This is a genomic window from Diaphorobacter sp. J5-51, assembly GCF_001023515.1.
Taxonomy (GTDB): domain Bacteria; phylum Pseudomonadota; class Gammaproteobacteria; order Burkholderiales; family Burkholderiaceae_C; genus Diaphorobacter; species Diaphorobacter nitroreducens.
Genome location: NZ_JSYI01000001.1, coordinates 59323 through 76333, shown reverse-complemented (window position 1 = coordinate 76333; position 17011 = coordinate 59323). Strand labels below are relative to the sequence as shown.

Below are 17011 nucleotides of genomic sequence, written 5' to 3'. Positions count from 1 at the left end.
GAGTGACGGATTCAACAGCCTCACACACAGAAATCCTGACACTCCCTAAGGGCCTTGCAGACCCAGATAGGACGGTTGGAAGAAGGGGGTGGAAACACTGCCGTCATCGGCATTGAGACGGTTTTCCAGCACCACCAGGGCCTTGGACCCGCCACCCAGGTCCTCCTCCACATTGATACCCCAGCGGCTTTGCGACATGCCGCCACCGATCATCTTCGTCAGGCCATCCTTGCCGGCACCTTCGTTGTTGGTGTGGCGCACGGCGGCATCCACGATACCCCACAGCTCCACCTTGCTGGTACCGGCGGACTGGGCCATTGCCACGCCCGCGCCGCACAGCGCCAGGGCAGCCACAATTTTCTTTTGCATACGACAGACTCCTCTTGGATTGATAACCGGCTCACGATTCGCAGCCACGCCTTGATGAACTCGCTCACTGGACGTGCGCCACTCGCTTCACAACACTCGACTTCTCCTCCACCAGGGGCCCTGCGGCCAAATCGTGTTCTTGGCAGGAAGCGAGGAGGCTTCATTGTTGAAAACCCGCCCGGCAGGGGCAAGAGTCCATCGCTTTACAGCCACAGGGGTTAACCCGAAAAATCGTCGCACAAGAGACACCAAACCGCAGACGAAAAAAAACCGCTGCCCGAAGGCAGCGGTTTTGTCTTCTTTATCCAAGCTGGCCTCACGCCAGCCCGAGATTAGAAGGAGTGGCGAATACCCAGTTGCACGCCAGTCTGGTTCTCGCCAGCGCCGGGGCCAGTCAAATTGGAACCCAGGTTCTTGGCAGCCAGGCCCAGGTTGGAATCGTCCTTGTTCTTCAGGTAAGCCACGGTGCCGTACAGAGCCGTACGCTTGGACAGGTTGTGGACATAACCCAGGCTGATCTGGTGAGCCTTGGAGTCGATGGCCTTCTGGTCGTACAGAGCGTACTGCAGCTTGACTTCGCCAGCGCCCAACGGGGCAGAAGCACCCAGAGCGTACGCATTAAACTTTTCGCTGCCAGCGCCATCAATCTTGTACTTCGATTGCTGCAAAATCGTGCTGAGCTTCACAACATTCAGGTTGTAAGAAGCACCCACAGTCAACGTGTCACGCGAGCCGGTGAAAGGTACAGCCGTTGCGACGGGCCCCACAGAACCCAGGAGTTCACGCTGATCATAGGACACTGCAATGCTCAGGGGACCATTGTCATAGGCAACAAAACCACCGACATAACGTCCGTTCTTGCCAGATACCTGCTCATCGAAACCATAACCCAAGCCACCGGTAAACCCGCTAAAGTTGGGCGTGTAGTAACTCACAATATTACTAGCACGTATATTGCTTGCGTCAGCAGTAGACACGCGCGTTTGGAAATCCGAATTGGTTCCCCAATCGCTCCAGCCCATGAACTGACCAATACCGGCCTGACCAAACAGATCGTAAGAGCTGGTCTTGCGGTAAGAAGGGGTCTGTTCACGGCCCAAACGAACTTCACCGAAATTGCCGCTGAGTCGAACGGTGGATTCGCGCTGGAAGTTGAAACCTTTGCTATTGCCGTCGTCACCGAAGATTTCGCCTTCCAGCCAGAAGCCAGCCTTCAGACCGCCACCCAGGTCTTCCACGCCGCGGAAGCCCAGACGGCTCGTTGCGTTGCCGCTGGTGCTCAGGCCATACACGCTGTCATTGCCGCTAGCGTTGTCCACATAAGCAAAGCCAGTGTCAACGATACCGAACAGCGTCACGGAGGATTGGGCCATTGCGGCGCCGGAAGCAGCCAGCACTGCCAGTGCAATCAGGGATTTTTTCATTGCGAGTTACTCCAAGGTTAAACAGAGGGCCCCGGATCGTAGAGGACTTGGAGGTGCGGCTCACGCACAGCCCCGCCGGTTCCCCGGGCCAACCTCCTGGTGGGGAAGTTGGTTCTATTGCAACAGAGCGCGCCCGGTTTCGCAAAGAAATTCCCTCACAATCGGGCCAAAAGCGGGTTTTCGTTGCTGTACCGCAACATGGCCAAAACAGCAGCAAAACCGTCTTATTGTTGCTCCGAGTAAGCACTTACCGTAGGGTTTTTTGCGTTCCCTGCGCCATTACGTGCGCGTAAACAACGTTTTTGTTAACCATGGACACACTCCTCATTGCCGCGGATAGCGCCCTGCGAACCTTGTTCGCTCGTCCGAGAGCGGGAGAACCCTCACCGGCACGCTCCCTGCCTGCGGTGGACCTGTCCGTCGAGCAAAGGCGTCTCTCCAGCGCGTTGATGCGCGTCAATCATGTCGGGGAGGTGTGTGCCCAGGGCTTGTACATGGCCCAGTCGTGCGTGACCCGCGACCCCCAGTTGCGCAGCGATCTCCTGGCCGCGGCGCGCGAGGAGACCGACCACCTGGCCTGGACCCGCGAGCGGCTCGACGCCCTGGGGAGCCGGCCCAGTCTCCTCAACCCCTTGTGGTTCGCTGGCGCCTTCGCCATCGGCCTGGTGGCGGCCCGGGTCAGCGACCAGGCCAGTCTGGGTTTTGTGGTGGAGACGGAGCGGCAGGTATCCGCCCATCTGCAAGGGCACCTGCGCCGCCTGCCGGAGGCGGACCTGCCCTCTCGCGCCATCGTCGACCGCATGCAGCGGGATGAAGAACGCCACGCGGCCCAGGCGCAGGCGGCGGGCGCCCTTCCTCTACCGCCCCCGGCGCGTTGGCTGATGAAAGCCGCCGCCAAGGTCATGACGACGACTGCACATTACATCTAGTACGTCCCGCCGCGCCTCAGGACTCGACGATCTCAAAGCCCGTCGTGATCTGCGCGGTCTTGCCCAGCATGATGCTGGCCGAGCAGTATTTCTCATGGCTCATGGCGATGGCACGCTCCACGGCCGCCGGCGGAATGCCGCGCCCGGTCACCGTGAACTGCATGTGAATCTTGGTGAACACCTTGGGATCGACCTGCGCCCGCTCGGAGGTGAGCTTCACGCTACAGCCGCGCACATCGTGCCGCCCGCGCTTGAGGATCAGCACCACGTCGTAGGCCGTGCAGCCGCCCGTGCCGGCCAGCACGGTCTCCATGGGACGCGGGGCCAGGTTCTGGCCGCCGTTCTCGGGACGGTCGGCGTCGGGCGCCCCGTCCATGGCCAGCACATGGCCGCTGCCGGTCTCCGCAACAAAGCCCATGCCGGAGCGCGTGCCGGCGTTGCCGGTCCAGCTGACGGTGCATTCCATGTTGTTTTTCTCCAAAAATCAGGGTGAATCTGTAGCAAATGATGAACGCAGGTGCGATTTTGCTGCAACGCAACAACCGCAGCGCTACAATGCGCCCATGCGTTACCCGCTTCGCACTGTTCGCACAGCGGGGTTCGCACCGATTGTCTCCTCCATCTCCTCAAAGGATGGATTCAGCCCCAGGCTTTACCGCTTGGGGCTTTTTTTTGCCCTGCGGTGAGCCGTCCCTAACCCTGCGGGCGCGCCGTCCTATGATGTGCGCCCGGCTGAGCGCGCCCTGGACGCCCCGTCCACACCGCAGCGCCGCCCGCCGGTTTGCACCATGACCCAGCCTCTCACCCCGTTCGATTACCTGACAAAGATCCTCACCGCGCGTGTCTATGACGTGGCGGTGGAGTCCGACCTGCAGCCCGCCCGCGCCCTGTCGCGGCGGCTGCACAACAAGGTGCTGCTCAAGCGCGAGGACCAGCAGCCCGTCTTCAGCTTCAAGCTGCGCGGCGCCTACAACAAGATGGCGCAGCTTTCGCCCGAGCAGTTGGCGCGCGGCGTGATCTGCGCCTCGGCCGGCAACCACGCGCAGGGCGTGGCGATGAGCGCCAGCAAGCTGGGCACGCGCGCCGTGATCGTGATGCCCACCACCACGCCGCAGCTCAAGATCGACGCGGTGAAGACGCTGGGCGGCGAAGTGGTGCTGAGCGGCGAGAGCTATTCCGACGCCTACGAGCACGCCGCGCAGCTGCAAAAGGAAGAAGGCCTGACCTTCGTGCACCCCTTCGACGACCCGGACGTGATCGCCGGCCAGGGCACGATCGCCATGGAGATCTTGCGGCAGGTGCAGCAGCTGGGCGGCAAGCTGGATGCCGTGTTCGTCGCCATCGGCGGGGGGGGGCTGATCGCTGGCGTGTCCAACTACATCAAGGCCGTGTGCCCTGGCATCAAGGTCATCGGCGTGCAGATGAACGACTCGGACGCCATGGCGCAATCGGTCAAGGCGCATCAGCGCGTCACGCTGCCGGACGTGGGCCTGTTCTCCGACGGCACGGCCGTGAAACTGGTGGGCGAGGAAACCTTCCGCGTCGCGCAGAACCTGGTGGACGACTACGTGATCGTCGACACCGATGCCGTCTGCGCCGCGATCAAGGACATCTTCGTGGACACGCGCAGCATCGTGGAGCCCGCGGGCGCCCTGGCCGTGGCCGCCATCAAGCAGTACGTGGCCAAGCACAAGACCAAGGGTGAAACCTACGCCGCCATCCTGTGCGGCGCCAACATGAACTTCGACCGGCTGCGCTTCGTGGCCGAGCGCGCCGAGGTGGGCGAGGAACGCGAAGCCCTGTTCGCCGTCACCATCCCCGAGGAGCGCGGCAGCTTCAAGCGCTTTTGCGAGGTGGTGGGGGCCCTGCCCGGCGGACCGCGCAACGTGACCGAGTTCAACTACCGCATCAGCCACGAGCGGCGCGCCCATGTGTTCGTGGGCCTGTCCACCACGGGCCGCGGCGAGTCCGAGAAGATCGCGCGCAACTTCCACAAGCATGGATTCGAGGCGCTGGACCTCACGCACGACGAGCTGGCCAAGGAGCACCTGCGCCACCTCGTCGGCGGCCATTCGGCGCTGGCGCGCGACGAGCGGCTGATGCGCTTCACCTTCCCCGAGCGCCCCGGCGCGCTGTTCAAGTTCCTGAGCCTGATGCAGCCCACCTGGAACATCTCGCTGTTCCACTACCGCAACCAGGGCGCGGACTATGGGCGCATCCTCGTGGGCATGCAGGTGCCGGCCGACGACGCAGCGCAGTTCGATGCCTTCCTGCAGACGCTGGGCTACCCCTATGTCGAGGAAACGCAGAACCCGGCCTACCGCCTGTTCCTGCAGGCCAACGGCGCATGATGCAAGCCATTTTGGCCTCCAGCGCCCACCCATCAAGCGCTAACAGCTATTGATTTAATAGTATTCATGCAGACCCTGCGCCACTATCTGCTGGCCGTGCAGTTCTTCACGCGCATCCCCGTCACGGGCCGGCTGGCCACGTGGGTGGGCTACAGCCCTGCGATGCTGCGCGCCAGCAGCGCACATTTCCCCGGTGTGGGCTGGCTGGTGGCCGCCATGGCGGTGGGCAGCTATGCGGCACTGTGGCTGGGGCTAGGCGGCGCGGGCTTTGCACCGCTGGCGGCGGCGGTGGGCTGCACCATCGCCACGGTGCTGGTGACCGGGGGCTTCCACGAGGACGGCCTGGCCGACGTGGCCGACGGACTGGGCGGCGCCTACCAGCCCGAGCGCGCGCTGGAGATCATGAAGGACTCGCGCATCGGCGCCTTCGGGGCCATGGCGCTGGTGCTGGCGCTGCAGGCCAAGGTGGCCCTGCTGGCGCAGCTCGGCCACCTCGGCTTGTCCAGCGCGCTGGCGGCATTGGCCGGGGCGCATGTGCTGTCGCGCCTGTGGCCGCTCGTCATCGTGCGCGCGCTGCCGCATGTGGGCGACACGGCCACGTCCAAGAGCAAGCCGCTGGCGGACCAGATCTCCGTACGCGCACTGGCAGCCGCGGCCTTGTGGTGTTTTCCGGCGCTAGCGCTTGTATATCAAGCGCTGGGCGCTTTGGTATTGATAGCAAGCCTGCTGACCAGCGCCGCCGGTGCGGCCTGGATGCTGTGGCGCTTTGCGCGTCGACTGCAGGGCTTTACCGGCGACTGCCTAGGCGCCACGCAGCAGGTGGGCGAGATCGGCTTCTATCTGGGCGCGGCCATCGCGCTGGCGCAACGGGCGGCATGAGCGCGCCGCGCCTGTGGCTGGTGCGCCATGCGCGCCCCGAGGTGGCGCCCGGCCTGTGCTACGGCCGCCTGGACGTTGCCGCCAACGTGCGCCATAGCCGCGAGAGCGCACGCCTGCTGGCACAGGCGCTGCCACCCCGTCTGGCCGCCCTGCACCACTCTCCGCTGCAAAGATGTGAGCTGCTTGCGCAGGACCTGCTTGCCCTGCGGGCCGATTTGGCTTCAAAGGCTGAGCCCCGCATCACCGAGATGGACTTCGGCCAGTGGGAGGGCCGCGCGTGGAACGACATCGCCCGTGCGGACATCGACGCCTGGACCACGCGCTTCGGCCACCATGCGCCCGGCGGCGGCGAGCCCCTGGCGGCCATGCTCACGCGCGTGTCCGCCGCGCTGGACGAGGCCGCGGCCCAGGCGCACGCCGGCGGTGGCGATGTGGTCTGGATCACGCATGCCGGGGTGGCCCGCTGCGTGCACTGGCTGCTGACGCACGGCGCCGCACGCATGCCGCTGTCCCATGAATGGCCGCAATCGGCTCCGGGCTACGGCGCCTGGACCACGGTACTTCTGCCACTGAAGGGCCGACCGCAGGCAGCACCGGCGCGCGGTTAGGTTATGGGCGCTCCCGTCGGATATGCAGGCCCCGCCGGCGCGGGATCCCCGCCAGGTCAGGGCCGCTTGCGCGGCATCTCCAGCGCCAGCGTCGTGGCGCCGTCCATCGACGCCCCCAGCCGCGCGGCGCCCTTGCCCAGGGACTGCAGCACCAGCCCCGGCTCCACATTCGCGCCCACGCGGTAGGGCTTGGCCGGCTTGCCGTCCACCGCGATCAGCGCGGCGCCGCCGCCGCTGGCCGTGCCGGCCAGCACGCCCATGAGCACGAAGCGGCTGGCTGCAGAGGGTGCCGCCTCGGCGGCCGCCAGCACCGGGCTGGCCCCGAGCAGGCGCGCGAGCGCCTGCGTGTCGGTCACCACCGGCTCGGGCGCCGCGGCAGCCGGTGCCGTGCCGCCCGGGCTTGCGGACAGCTTCAACCCCCAATAGACAGCAGTCGCGCCCGCCAGCGCCCAGAGCAGCAGCGTGGCCAGGCGCGGGGCCCAGCGGCCGTATGTGTTTGTCACCATTGCACGATTATGATTGACCGGATATGTCCATTCCGAGTCGCCGCTTCGAGATGCAGCCCAGCCCCTCCTCCCTCGCGCACCGCGCCCGCCGTCGCCTGTCCGCGGGCTTCACCCTGATCGAGCTCATGGTGGTGCTGGTCATCATCGGCGTGCTGGCCGCGCTGATCGTGCCCAACGTGCTGGACCGCGCCGACGACGCCCGCAGCACGGCCGCGCGCACCGACGTCACCAACATCATGCAGGCGCTCAAGCTCTATCGCCTGGACAACCAGCGCTATCCCACAGCCGAACAGGGCCTGCAGGCGCTGATCGCCAAGCCCAGCGCCGGCCCGGTGCCGAACAACTGGCGCCCCTACCTGGAGAAGCTGCCCAACGACCCCTGGGGCCGCCCCTACCAGTACCTGAGCCCGGGCATCAAGGGTGAGGTGGACGTGATGTCCTTCGGCGCCGATGGCCAGTCCGGCGGCGAGGGCAAGGATGCCGACATCGGCAGCTGGCAGTAAGCCGCAGGGCCCGGCGCCGGCGCCATCCCACGCATGACACGGGTACACGCCAGCCCAGCGGACGCCGCGCAGGGGCCTCGGCCGGCCGCGCCACTACGCCGCGCCGGCTTCTCCCCCCGTCCCTTGCGCAGCAGGCGAGACAGGCAAAGCTGCGCAGCCGTCGCCCAGCGGGGTTTTACGATCCTTGAATTGCTGGTGGTCATTTCCATCATCGCCCTGGCGACCGCCGGCGTGGGCCTGGCACTGCGCGACAGCGGCGCCACCCAACTGCAGCGCGAAGGCGAGCGGCTGGCAGCGCTGCTGGAGTCGGCGCGCGCGCAATCGCGCGCCTCCGGCGCGGCGGTACGCTGGCGTGCCGATGCCCAGGGCTTTCGCTTCGAGGGCGTGCCGCCCGACACATTGCCCAACCGCTGGCTGGACAGCGCCACCGGCGTGCAGGGCCCTGCGGAACTGTGGCTGGGGCCGGAACCCCTCATCGGCCCGCAACAAGTGGTGATCGTGAGCGGCGCGCACCCCGACCGCGCGGTGCGCGTGGCCACCGACGGGCTGCGCCCGTTTGCCGTGCAGGCGCTGCCATGAGCCACCGCGCGCGAACGGGGGCGCGGCGCCGGCGCGGCGCGGCGCGCGGCTTCACGCTGGTGGAGGTGCTGGTGGCACTGGGCATCGTCGCCATCGCCCTCATGGCAGGGCTGCAGGCCACCTCCGCCCTCACGCGCAACGCCACGCGCCAGACCGACGTGGTGCTGGCCCACCTGTGCGCCGAGAACGAACTGAGCCGGGTACGCCTGTCGTCGCAGATGCCGTCCATCGGCGACACGCGCGTGGCCTGCGAACAGGCGGGTCGGCGCTACGACGTGGCGGTGACGGTTTCGCCCACGCCCAATCCACAGTTCCGCCGTGTGGACGCGCAGGTCTTCGAGGCCGCGCTGCCCGTGCTGCGGCTGTCCACCATCGTGGGGCGGTATTGAGATGCCCCCCCTGAGTCGCTTCGTGCCTACTCCCCCGGGGGGGACGACGCCCGTACCCTGGCAAAGCCAGTTCCATGGCGTCCGCCCGCGCGGCCTGCGCCACGGCCTTCCGACAGATCAAGCGCGGCACCGGGTTTGCGCAGAGTCCCCCATGCAAGCAGCGCGCGGCTTCACGCTGGTGGAGCTGCTCGTGGCCATCGCGGTAATGGCGCTGCTCGCCATCGCCAGCTGGCGCGGGCTGGATGGCATGGCGCGCTCGCAGCAGCTCACGCGCGAGCGCACCGACGAGCTGCTGGTGCTGCAGACCGTGCTGGCCCAGTGGGCGGCCGACCTGGATGCCCTGCAGGCCATCGACCATACCGAACCCATCGCCTGGGACGGCCAGGTGCTGCGCCTCACGCGGCGCGGCACGCGCCAGCCCGACGAGGGTGCGCTGGTCGTCGCCTGGGCGCGGCGCAGCGTGGACGGCACCGCCCGCTGGCTGCGCTGGCAGTCCCCCCCGGTGCGCACCCGCGCGGAATGGAATGCCGCCTGGCAGCGCGCAGCCCAGTGGGCGCGCACACCCGGCGAGGCCGAGCGCCGACAGGAAACCGTGCTGATGCCGCTGGCCAATTGGCAGCTGTACTACTACCGCAGCGGCGCCTGGGCCAATGCGCTGTCCACCGATACCAGCGCCAGCGCACCGCGCACGGTCGGCGGGCTGAGCAGCGCCGCCGCCAGCATCCCCGACGGGGTGCGCCTGCAACTCACGCTGCCGCCGGGTGGCGCACTCTCGGGCGTGGTCACGCGGGACTGGGCCAATCCGCTGCTGGGTGGAGGCAAGTCGTGACCGATTCCTGCCCGCTATCCGCCGCCCTGCCCGCCGCCTCCGACACACGCGACTGGCGCGCACCGGGCGAGGCCCGCCGTGCCAGGGCCCCGACGCACTGGTGGCGCCGCCCCGCCCGCGTAACAGGAGCGGCGGGTGGACGCAAAGCCCCTCGGGGTGTTTCTCATCAAGCCGGCGCCGCACTGCTGGCCGCCATGCTCACCGTGACGCTGGTCGCCACGTTCGCGGCCGCGGCCATGTGGCAGCAGTGGCGCGCCATCGAAGTCGAAACCGCCGAGCGCGCACGTATCCAGTCGGCGTGGATCCTGATCGGTGCGCTGGACTGGTCCCGCCTGATCCTGCGCGAAGACTCCATTGCCCGCAGCGGCGACGGCACCGACAACCTCTCCGAACCCTGGTCGGTGCCGCTGGAAGAAGCGCGCCTGTCCACGTTCCTCGCGGCCGACCGCAATGTGGCCCAGGTGGAAGACGCGAGTACCGACACCACCAACGCCTTCCTGTCGGGCCAGATCACCGACCTGCAGGCCCTGCTGAACCTGCGCAACCTGGCCAACGAGGGGCAGGTGGACGCCACGGCGCTGCGGCAATTCCAGCGGCTCTTCGAATACCTCGGGCTGCCGCGCGCACAGCTGGACATGCTGGCGCGACAGATGCTGCGCGCCGAGGCCAAGGACAGTGACACCGCGAGCGCCGCGCCGCTGCTGCCGCAAAGCGTGGCGCAACTGGGGTGGTGGGGCCTGCCGCAACGCAGCGTGGATGCGCTCGCGCCCTACGTCACGCTGCTGCCCGTGCGCACCAAGGTCAACCTCAACACCGCCAGCGCCGTGGTGCTGTGGGCCAGCGCCGACGGGCTGGACATGGCCGAGGCGCAGCGCCTGGTGCAGGCACGCGACTCCAACCACTTCCGCAGCGAGGCCGACGCCGCCAAGCTGCTGGGCAACTCCAGCCGCATCTCGGCCACGGTGCATACGGTGTCGTCCAGCTACTTCGAGGTGCGCGGGCGACTGCGCCTGGACATGGCCGTGGTCGAAGAGCGCTCGCTGGTCTACAAACAGCGCGGGGACGTGCGCACGCTGTGGCGCGAACGTGGCGGCCTCGTGCGCACGACGGCTCCCGGCACTGCGGCCACTGGTGCGCGTTGACCGGGCGCCTTGGCACGAAGCGTCACATCACGCCCCTAAAATGGTCTGTTAACCCATTCATGAGCACCCTTGTCCTAACCCTGCCCCTGGGAACGCCGGGGCCCGCCGCCGAATACAGCTACACGCTCACGGCCGACGGCCACACCGCCACCCGCCACGCCAGCACCACCGCCGCCTTGCTGCCCGACCCGGGCCGCGCCGGCGAGATCGTGGCCGTGGTGCCTGCGCGCGCGCTGTCATGGCAGCAGGTAACGCTGCCGCAGGGCGCGACGGCCCAGGCCGGCCGGCTGCGCGCGGTCCTGGAAGGACTGCTCGAAGAACACCTGCTCGACGACCCCGCGCAACTGCACTTCGCGCTGCAGCCCGGCGCCCAGCCGGGCAGCCCTGCCTGGGTGGCCGTGTGCGACCGCGCCTGGCTGCGCGGCGCCCTGCAGGCGCTGGAAGCCGCGGGGCGGCCGGTGGACCGCGTGGTGCCCGAGTTCGCTCCCGGCCCCACCGCCAGCGGGCAAGAGGAATGCGACGTGCTCGGCACTCCCGAGGACGCCCAGCTGGTGCTGACCGGCCACGGGCCGCAACAGGCCGTGGCCGTGCTGCCGCTGGCCGCGGCCGCCGCGCTGGCGGCGCGCCCCGCCGATGATGCGCCGCCCGCCGTGCGCGCCGAACCCGCCGTGGCCGCCCTGGCCGAGCGGCTGCTGAACCGCCCAGTGCAGCTGCACACCGCCAGCCAGCGCGCGCTGGTGGCCGCGCGTGGCGACTGGGACCTGGCGCAGTTCGACCTGGCCAGCACCGGCCACACGCGCGCGCTGCGCAAGCTGGGCAGCGGCGCCAGCGCCTTTGCGCGCGCACCCCAATGGCGGGCCGCGCGCTGGGCACTGGCCGTGGCCGTGGTGGTGCAGGTCGTGGGGCTCAATCTCTGGGCGTGGCAGGACCGCCAGGCGCTGGCGGCCAAACAGGCCGGCGTGCGCAACGCGCTGACCCAGACCTTCCCGCACGTCAAGGTCGTCGTGGATGCACCGGTGCAGATGGAGCGCGAACTGGCGCAGCTGCGCCAGGCCGCCGGCAGCGTGTCGCGGCGCGACCTGGAGCCGCTCATGGCCGCCGCAGGTGCCGCGCTGCCCCCGCCGCGCGTGCCCACGCAGATCGAATATGCCAATGGCGAGCTGCGCCTGCGGGGCCTGGAGCTGGCACCCGAGGAACTCACCGCCATGAACCAGCGCCTGGCCGCGGAAAGCCTGAGCGCGCAGCCGCGCGATGGCGCCCTGCTGGTGCGCGCCGAGGACCGCCCATGAACGCCCGCACCGCTTCGAACTCGCCCGCGCCGGTTCCCCCTGCGCTGGCCGCGCTGCGCGCCCACTGGGCCCGCATGGCGCCGCGCGAACAGTCCCTGGTGCTGGCCGCCGCGGCCGTGGTGGGGCTGGCCCTGCTGTGGTGGGTGCTGCTGGCGCCCGCACTGCAGCAGCTGCGCGGCTCGGGCGCACGCCACGCAGCCGTGGACGCGCAACTGCAGCGCATGCAGGCCTTGCAGGCCGAAGCGCTGCAGCTCAAGGACGCGCCCCGCCCACCCGGCGGCGAGGCCCTGCGCACGCTGCAGACCACGCTGGCGCAGCAATTGGGCGCAGCCGCGCAGATGAACGTCGCGGGCGACCGCGCCACCGTCACCCTCAAGGGCGCCCCCGCCGAGGCCCTTGCCCAGTGGCTGAACCAGGCGCGCAGCACCGCGCGCGCCGTGCCGCTGGAAGCCCGCCTGGTGCAAAGCGCCGCGCCCGCCAACGCCGCCGCGGCCGCCGTCCGCTGGGACGGCACGCTGGTGCTGGCGCTGCCCCCGCAATAGTCCACGCCCCCTGCCCGTGCCACGCTCCCTGCGCCCGACCCCTTCGCTGACACTGCCGCGCGCGCCCTGGCGCTGGGCCGTGGCCGGCGTGTGCCTGGGCGCGCTGCCCGCGCTGGTGCTATGGGCCCCGGCGCGCTGGCTGGCCACAGGCGTGCAGCAGGCCAGCGGCGGGCAACTGCAGCTGCAGCAGGCACGCGGCACCGTCTGGAACGGCTCGGCCCGCCTGGTACTGACCGGTGGCGCCGACAGCCAGGACCAGGCCGCCCTGCCCGGCCGGCTGCAGTGGCAGCTGCGCCCCGCGTGGAACGGGCTCAGCGCCCGCCTGATGGCCGACTGCTGCATTCCCGCCACCGCGCCGCTGCAGGTGCAGGTGGCGCTGGGCCTGGGTGCCGTGCGCGCCCAGGTGGCCGATGGCCAGAGCCAGTGGCCGGCTGCGGCGCTCGCGGGCCTGGGCACCCCCTGGAACACCGTGCAGCCGCAGGGCCGCCTGCAGCTGCGCACCCAGGCGTTCGCGCTGCAATGGGCCGCGGGGCGCCTGCAAATGCAGGGCCAGGTGCAGCTGGATGCGCTGGGCCTGTCCTCGCGCCTGTCCACGCTGCGGCCCATGGGCAGCTACCGGCTGCAGGTGCAGGGCGGCGGCGCGCCCACGCTGCAGCTGTCCACCCTGGAGGGCGCGCTGCTGCTGTCGGGCAACGGCCAGTGGGTGGGCAAACGCCTGCGCTTCACGGGCGAGGCCAGCGCCGCGCCCGGGCGGGAGGCGGCCCTGGCGAATCTTCTGAATATCATCGGGCGGCGCAGTGGCGCGCGCTCCATCATCACCGTGGGTTGACCCTATGACCAACTTGCCCCGCCATCCCCTGCGGTTCACTCTTCATTTGATAGCTGCTAGCGCTTTATTGACGGGCGCTAGCAGCCAAATTCATGCACAAACCTCCGGGCAGCGCGCCGGCAGTGTGCGGCCCAGCGAGCCGGTGACGCTGAACTTTGCCAACGCCGACATCGAGGCCGTGGCGCGCACCATGGCCACCATCACCGGCAAGAACGTGGTGGTGGACCCGCGCGTGAAGGGCCAGATCACGCTGGTGACCGAGAACGCGGTGCAGCCCAACGCGGCCTTCCAGCAGTTCCTGGCCGCGCTGCGGCTGCAGGGCTTCACGGTGGTCGAGTCGGCGGGCCTGTACAAGGTCGTGCCCGAGGCCGATGCCAAGCTGCAGACCGGCAACGTGAGCGTGTCCCAGGGCGGCGCGGGCGGCACGCCCGCGGGCGGGCAGATCGTCACGCAGATCTTCAAGCTCAACTTCGAGAACGCGGCCAACCTGGTGCCGGTGCTGCGCCCGCTGATCAGCCCCAACAACACCATCAACGTGAACCCCGGCAACAACTCGCTGGTGATCACCGACTACGCCGACAACCTGCAGCGCCTGGCGCGCATCGTGGCGGCCATGGACGTCTCCAACGCCAGCGACGTGGAGGTGATCCCGCTGCAGCACGCCATCGCCACCGACCTGGCGCCGCTGGTGTCGCGCCTGATCGAGGGCGGCAGCGCCACTGCCACAGGCACTGCGCAGGGCGTGGCCCAGGGGCAGACCGACAATTCGTTCAAGACCACGCTGCTGGCCGAGCCGCGCAGCAATGCGCTGATCGTGCGCGCGGCCAACCCGGCGCGCGTGGCGCTGGTGCGCTCACTGGTGGCCAAGCTGGACCAGCCGGCCGCGCCGGGCAGCTCCGCTGCCAGCGGCAACATCCACGTGGTGTACCTGAAGAACGCCGACGCCGTGAAGCTGGCCACCACCCTGCGCGCAGCGCTTGGCAGCGCGGGGGGCAGCGGCACCAGCAGCGGCGGCGGCACGGGAACCGGCAACCTGTCGGGTGGCCTCACGCGGACCGGCGCATCGGGCCTGGGCCAGACCAGCGGCCTGGGCAACAGCACCAATGCCAGCGGCAATGCCGGGGGCCTGGGCAGTTCGGGCCTGGGAACGGGCCAGGGCAGCAGTGGCAGCAGCGATGCCAACCAGCCGTCCACCGGCGGCATCATCCAGGCCGACCCGACGACCAACTCGCTCATCATCAGCGCACCCGAGCCGCTGTACCGCCAGATCCGCGCCGTGATCGACAAGCTGGACGGCCGCCGCGCGCAGGTACTCATCGAGAGCCTGATCGTGGAGGTGAGCGCCAACAAGGTGGCCGAGTTCGGCATCCAGTGGCAAGGCGTGCTGGGCAATTACGGCAGCACGCTGGGCGTGCTGGGCAACAACTCCAGCGTGGCCGGACGCAACATCCTGGATCTGGCGCTGGCGGCGGCCACCGGCAACGTGACCTCCATCGCCAATGCCAAGCCGGCCGCCGGCATGAACCTGGCCGTCGCGCCGCGCATCAACGGCAAGTACTACCTGGGGGCGCTGGCCAACTTCCTGGAAAACACGGGCGACGCCAACGTGCTGTCCACCCCCAACCTGCTCACGCTGGACAACGAGGAGGCGCAGATCATCATCGGCAACAACGTGCCGTTCGTGACGGGCTCCTACGCCAACACCGGCGGCAGCGGCGGCGCGGTCAACCCGTTCACCACCGTGGAGCGCAAGGACGTGGGCCTGATGCTGCGCGTGCGCCCACAGATCAACGAGAACGGCACCGTCAAGCTCACGATGTACCAGGAGGTCTCCAAGGTTGCGGAGAGCACGCTGTCCAATGCCAACGGCCCCTCCACGAGCAAGCGCTCCATCGAGTCCACGGTGCTGGTGGACGACGGCAGCGTGATCGTGATCGGCGGCCTGCTGGAAGACAGCTATGCGCTGGGCCAGGACAAGGTGCCCGTGATGGGCGACCTGCCCGTGGTGGGCGGACTGTTCCGCAATGAAAAGCGCACGCGCCAGAAGACCAACCTGATGGTCTTCCTGCGCCCCATGGTGATCCGCGACAGCGCCACCAGCGACGCACTGATGGTGGACCGCTACGAGGCCATCCGCGCGCTGCAGCAAAGCACGCAGCCCGCGCCCAGCACGATGATGAGCGGTGTGTCCGAGGCGCCGGTGCTGCCGCCCCTGCCCGCCCCCGCCTCTCCCGCCGCGCCCGTGCAGCCCCCGGCCACACCTGCGCCGCTGGCGCCGCTCGCACCCCAGCCGCCCGCGCGCACCACCACGCCGCCCAGCATGGGCCAGTCGCCCTACAGCCCGCAGTAAGGGGCCCGCCGCATGCGCCACCCCCTGCCCTACGCATTTGCGCGCAGCAGCCAGCTGCTGCTGGAAGACGACGGCCAGCAGCTCGTGCTGTGGCACGGCCCGCAGCCGGACGCCGGCGCGCTGTCCGAAGTGCTGCGCAAGCATGCCGTGCACCAGTTCATGCCGCTGGACGCCCCCACGCTGGCGCAGCGCATCAGCGCGGCGTATTCGCAAAGCGAATCCAGCGCTGCCACGGTGGTGAGCGAGGTGGAGGAAGGCGCCGACCTCTCGCGCATGATGCAGGAGCTGCCCGCGGTGGAAGACCTGCTGGAGTCCGCGGGCGACGCGCCCATCATCCGCATGCTCAACGCCCTGCTCACGCAGGCCGTGCGCGACGGCGCGAGCGACATCCACATCGAGCCCTACGAGCGCCACTCCAGCGTGCGCTTTCGCGTGGACGGCACGCTGCGCGAGGTGGTGCAGCCCAACCGCGCGCTGCACGCCGCGCTGATCAGCCGCCTGAAGATCATGGCGGACCTGGACATCTCCGAAAAGCGCCTGCCGCAGGACGGGCGCATCAGCCTGCGCCTGGGCACCCGCGCCGTCGACGTGCGCGTGTCCACCCTACCCAACGCCCATGGCGAGCGCGCCGTGCTGCGCCTCTTGGACAAGAGCGAGAGCAAGCTGAACCTGGAGGCCGTGGGCATGCAGGGCGAGGTGCTGGCGCGGCTGGCGCACCTGATCCAGCAGCCGCACGGCATCATCCTCGTGACCGGCCCCACGGGCTCGGGCAAGACCACCACGCTGTACGCGGCGCTGGCGCGGCTGGACGCCGCGCGCAGCAACATCATGACGGTGGAAGACCCCATCGAGTACGAGCTGCCCGGGGTGGGCCAGACGCAGGTCAACGCCAAGATCGACCTGACGTTTGCCAAGGCCCTGCGCGCCATCCTGCGCCAGGACCCCGACGTGATCATGATCGGCGAGATCCGCGACTTCGAGACCGCGCAGATCGCCATCCAGGCCTCGCTCACCGGCCACTTGGTGCTGGCCACGCTCCACACCAACGACGCGGCCAGCGCCATCACGCGCCTGACCGACATGGGAGTGGAGCCGTTCCTGCTGTCCTCGTCGCTGCTGGGGGTGCTGGCGCAGCGCCTGGTGCGCAAATATTGCGGCGAGTGCCACGGCGCAGGCTGCGACCACTGCGGCCATACCGGCTACGCGGGGCGCACCGGCGTGTTCGAGCTGCTGGTAGTGGACGACGCCATCCGCGCACAGATCCACAACCAGGCCCCGGAGGCCGAGGTGCGTACCCAGGCCCTGGCCGGCGGCATGACCCTGATGCGCGACGATGGCGAGCGGCTGATCCACGCCGGCATCACCAGCCGCGAGGAAGTGCTGCGCGTCACGCGCGACTGAGCGGACAGGCCGCAGCGGCGCATTTCATAAACAGGAGCGCGGCGCGCTTGCCAAGACTGGGTTTTCAATACAAATTGCATTGAAAACCATTA

General features: G+C 68.9%; 18 protein-coding genes and 1 pseudogene. 15 read left to right on the top strand and 4 right to left on the bottom strand.

Translation table 11 applies throughout. The features are described 5' to 3' along the window. Positions 1-51 precede the first annotated feature (51 nt). A pseudogene (locus OX89_RS00375) lies at positions 52-369 on the bottom strand (porin); the annotation flags it as partial. Positions 370-701: 332 nt separating this feature from the next. Then, positions 702-1793, bottom strand: a complete 1092-nt coding sequence (locus OX89_RS00370; RefSeq protein ID WP_047349134.1) for a porin — start codon at positions 1791-1793, stop codon at positions 702-704. A gap of 311 nt (positions 1794-2104) precedes the next feature. On the opposite strand from OX89_RS00370, the gene coq7 reads away from it, so the two are divergent. Beyond that, positions 2105-2722, top strand: coding sequence for a 2-polyprenyl-3-methyl-6-methoxy-1,4-benzoquinone monooxygenase (gene coq7 / locus OX89_RS00365; RefSeq protein WP_047349133.1), 618 nt, complete (start codon positions 2105-2107; stop codon positions 2720-2722). Positions 2723-2738: 16 nt separating this feature from the next. Here the strand turns inward: coq7 and OX89_RS00360 are convergent, their stop codons facing one another. Next, positions 2739-3188: an OsmC family protein gene (locus OX89_RS00360; protein ID WP_047349139.1), complete on the bottom strand. Its 450-nt coding sequence runs from the start codon at positions 3186-3188 to the stop codon at positions 2739-2741. Here OX89_RS00360 and OX89_RS18330 point away from each other — a divergent pair. From OX89_RS18330 to OX89_RS00345, 4 genes are all read left to right on the top strand, one after another. Beyond that, the gene (locus tag OX89_RS18330; RefSeq protein ID WP_146052249.1) at positions 3187-3408 is read left to right on the top strand and encodes a hypothetical protein; all 222 of its coding nucleotides are present in this window, start codon (positions 3187-3189) and stop codon (positions 3406-3408) included. The two genes, OX89_RS00360 and OX89_RS18330, sit on opposite strands and share 2 nt — an antisense overlap. Positions 3409-3510: 102 nt before the next feature. Further along, entirely contained in the window at positions 3511-5073 is a 1563-nt protein-coding gene (ilvA, locus tag OX89_RS00355; RefSeq protein ID WP_011804131.1) for a threonine ammonia-lyase, biosynthetic, read from the top strand. 66 nt (positions 5074-5139) lie between these two features. Beyond that, on the top strand, positions 5140-5952 hold the full coding sequence (locus tag OX89_RS00350; RefSeq protein WP_047349132.1) for an adenosylcobinamide-GDP ribazoletransferase: 813 nt from the start codon (positions 5140-5142) through the stop codon (positions 5950-5952). Beyond that, positions 5949-6560, top strand: coding sequence for a histidine phosphatase family protein (locus tag OX89_RS00345; RefSeq protein ID WP_047349131.1), 612 nt, complete (start codon positions 5949-5951; stop codon positions 6558-6560). The genes OX89_RS00350 and OX89_RS00345 overlap by 4 nt, the downstream gene beginning before the upstream one ends. Positions 6561-6616: 56 nt before the next feature. On the opposite strand, the gene OX89_RS00340 is transcribed toward OX89_RS00345, so the two are convergent. After that, complete coding sequence (locus tag OX89_RS00340; RefSeq protein WP_047349130.1) at positions 6617-7066, bottom strand: type II secretion system protein N; 450 nt, start codon at positions 7064-7066, stop codon at positions 6617-6619. A gap of 50 nt (positions 7067-7116) precedes the next feature. Between OX89_RS00340 and gspG the strand changes: the two genes are divergently transcribed. From gspG to OX89_RS00290, 10 genes are all read left to right on the top strand, one after another. After that, on the top strand, positions 7117-7569 hold the full coding sequence (gspG, locus tag OX89_RS00335) for a type II secretion system major pseudopilin GspG (protein WP_162844519.1): 453 nt from the start codon (positions 7117-7119) through the stop codon (positions 7567-7569). A 33-nt stretch (positions 7570-7602) separates the two neighbouring features. After that, positions 7603-8148 (top strand): prepilin-type N-terminal cleavage/methylation domain-containing protein, encoded by a 546-nt coding sequence (locus OX89_RS00330; RefSeq protein WP_047349129.1) that lies wholly within the window; start codon positions 7603-7605, stop codon positions 8146-8148. Then, positions 8145-8537: a type II secretion system minor pseudopilin GspI gene (gene gspI / locus OX89_RS00325; RefSeq protein WP_047349128.1), complete on the top strand. Its 393-nt coding sequence runs from the start codon at positions 8145-8147 to the stop codon at positions 8535-8537. Before OX89_RS00330 ends, gspI begins: the two co-directional genes overlap by 4 nt. Before the next feature lie 151 nt (positions 8538-8688). Then, positions 8689-9366, top strand: a complete 678-nt coding sequence (locus tag OX89_RS00320) for a type II secretion system protein J (RefSeq protein WP_047349127.1) — start codon at positions 8689-8691, stop codon at positions 9364-9366. After that, the gene (gene gspK / locus OX89_RS00315; protein WP_157497232.1) at positions 9363-10508 is read left to right on the top strand and encodes a type II secretion system minor pseudopilin GspK; all 1146 of its coding nucleotides are present in this window, start codon (positions 9363-9365) and stop codon (positions 10506-10508) included. Before OX89_RS00320 ends, gspK begins: the two co-directional genes overlap by 4 nt. Positions 10509-10567: 59 nt before the next feature. Continuing rightward, entirely contained in the window at positions 10568-11797 is a 1230-nt protein-coding gene (gene gspL / locus OX89_RS00310; RefSeq protein WP_047349125.1) for a type II secretion system protein GspL, read from the top strand. After that, positions 11794-12339: a type II secretion system protein GspM gene (gspM, locus tag OX89_RS00305; protein ID WP_047349124.1), complete on the top strand. Its 546-nt coding sequence runs from the start codon at positions 11794-11796 to the stop codon at positions 12337-12339. The genes gspL and gspM overlap by 4 nt, the downstream gene beginning before the upstream one ends. Positions 12340-12355: 16 nt before the next feature. Next, entirely contained in the window at positions 12356-13168 is an 813-nt protein-coding gene (gene gspN / locus OX89_RS00300) for a type II secretion system protein N (protein WP_047349123.1), read from the top strand. A 4-nt stretch (positions 13169-13172) separates the two neighbouring features. Beyond that, complete coding sequence (gene gspD / locus OX89_RS00295; protein ID WP_047349122.1) at positions 13173-15518, top strand: type II secretion system secretin GspD; 2346 nt, start codon at positions 13173-13175, stop codon at positions 15516-15518. 12 nt (positions 15519-15530) lie between these two features. After that, positions 15531-16919, top strand: coding sequence for a GspE/PulE family protein (locus tag OX89_RS00290; protein WP_047349121.1), 1389 nt, complete (start codon positions 15531-15533; stop codon positions 16917-16919). Positions 16920-17011: the final 92 nt, after the last annotated feature.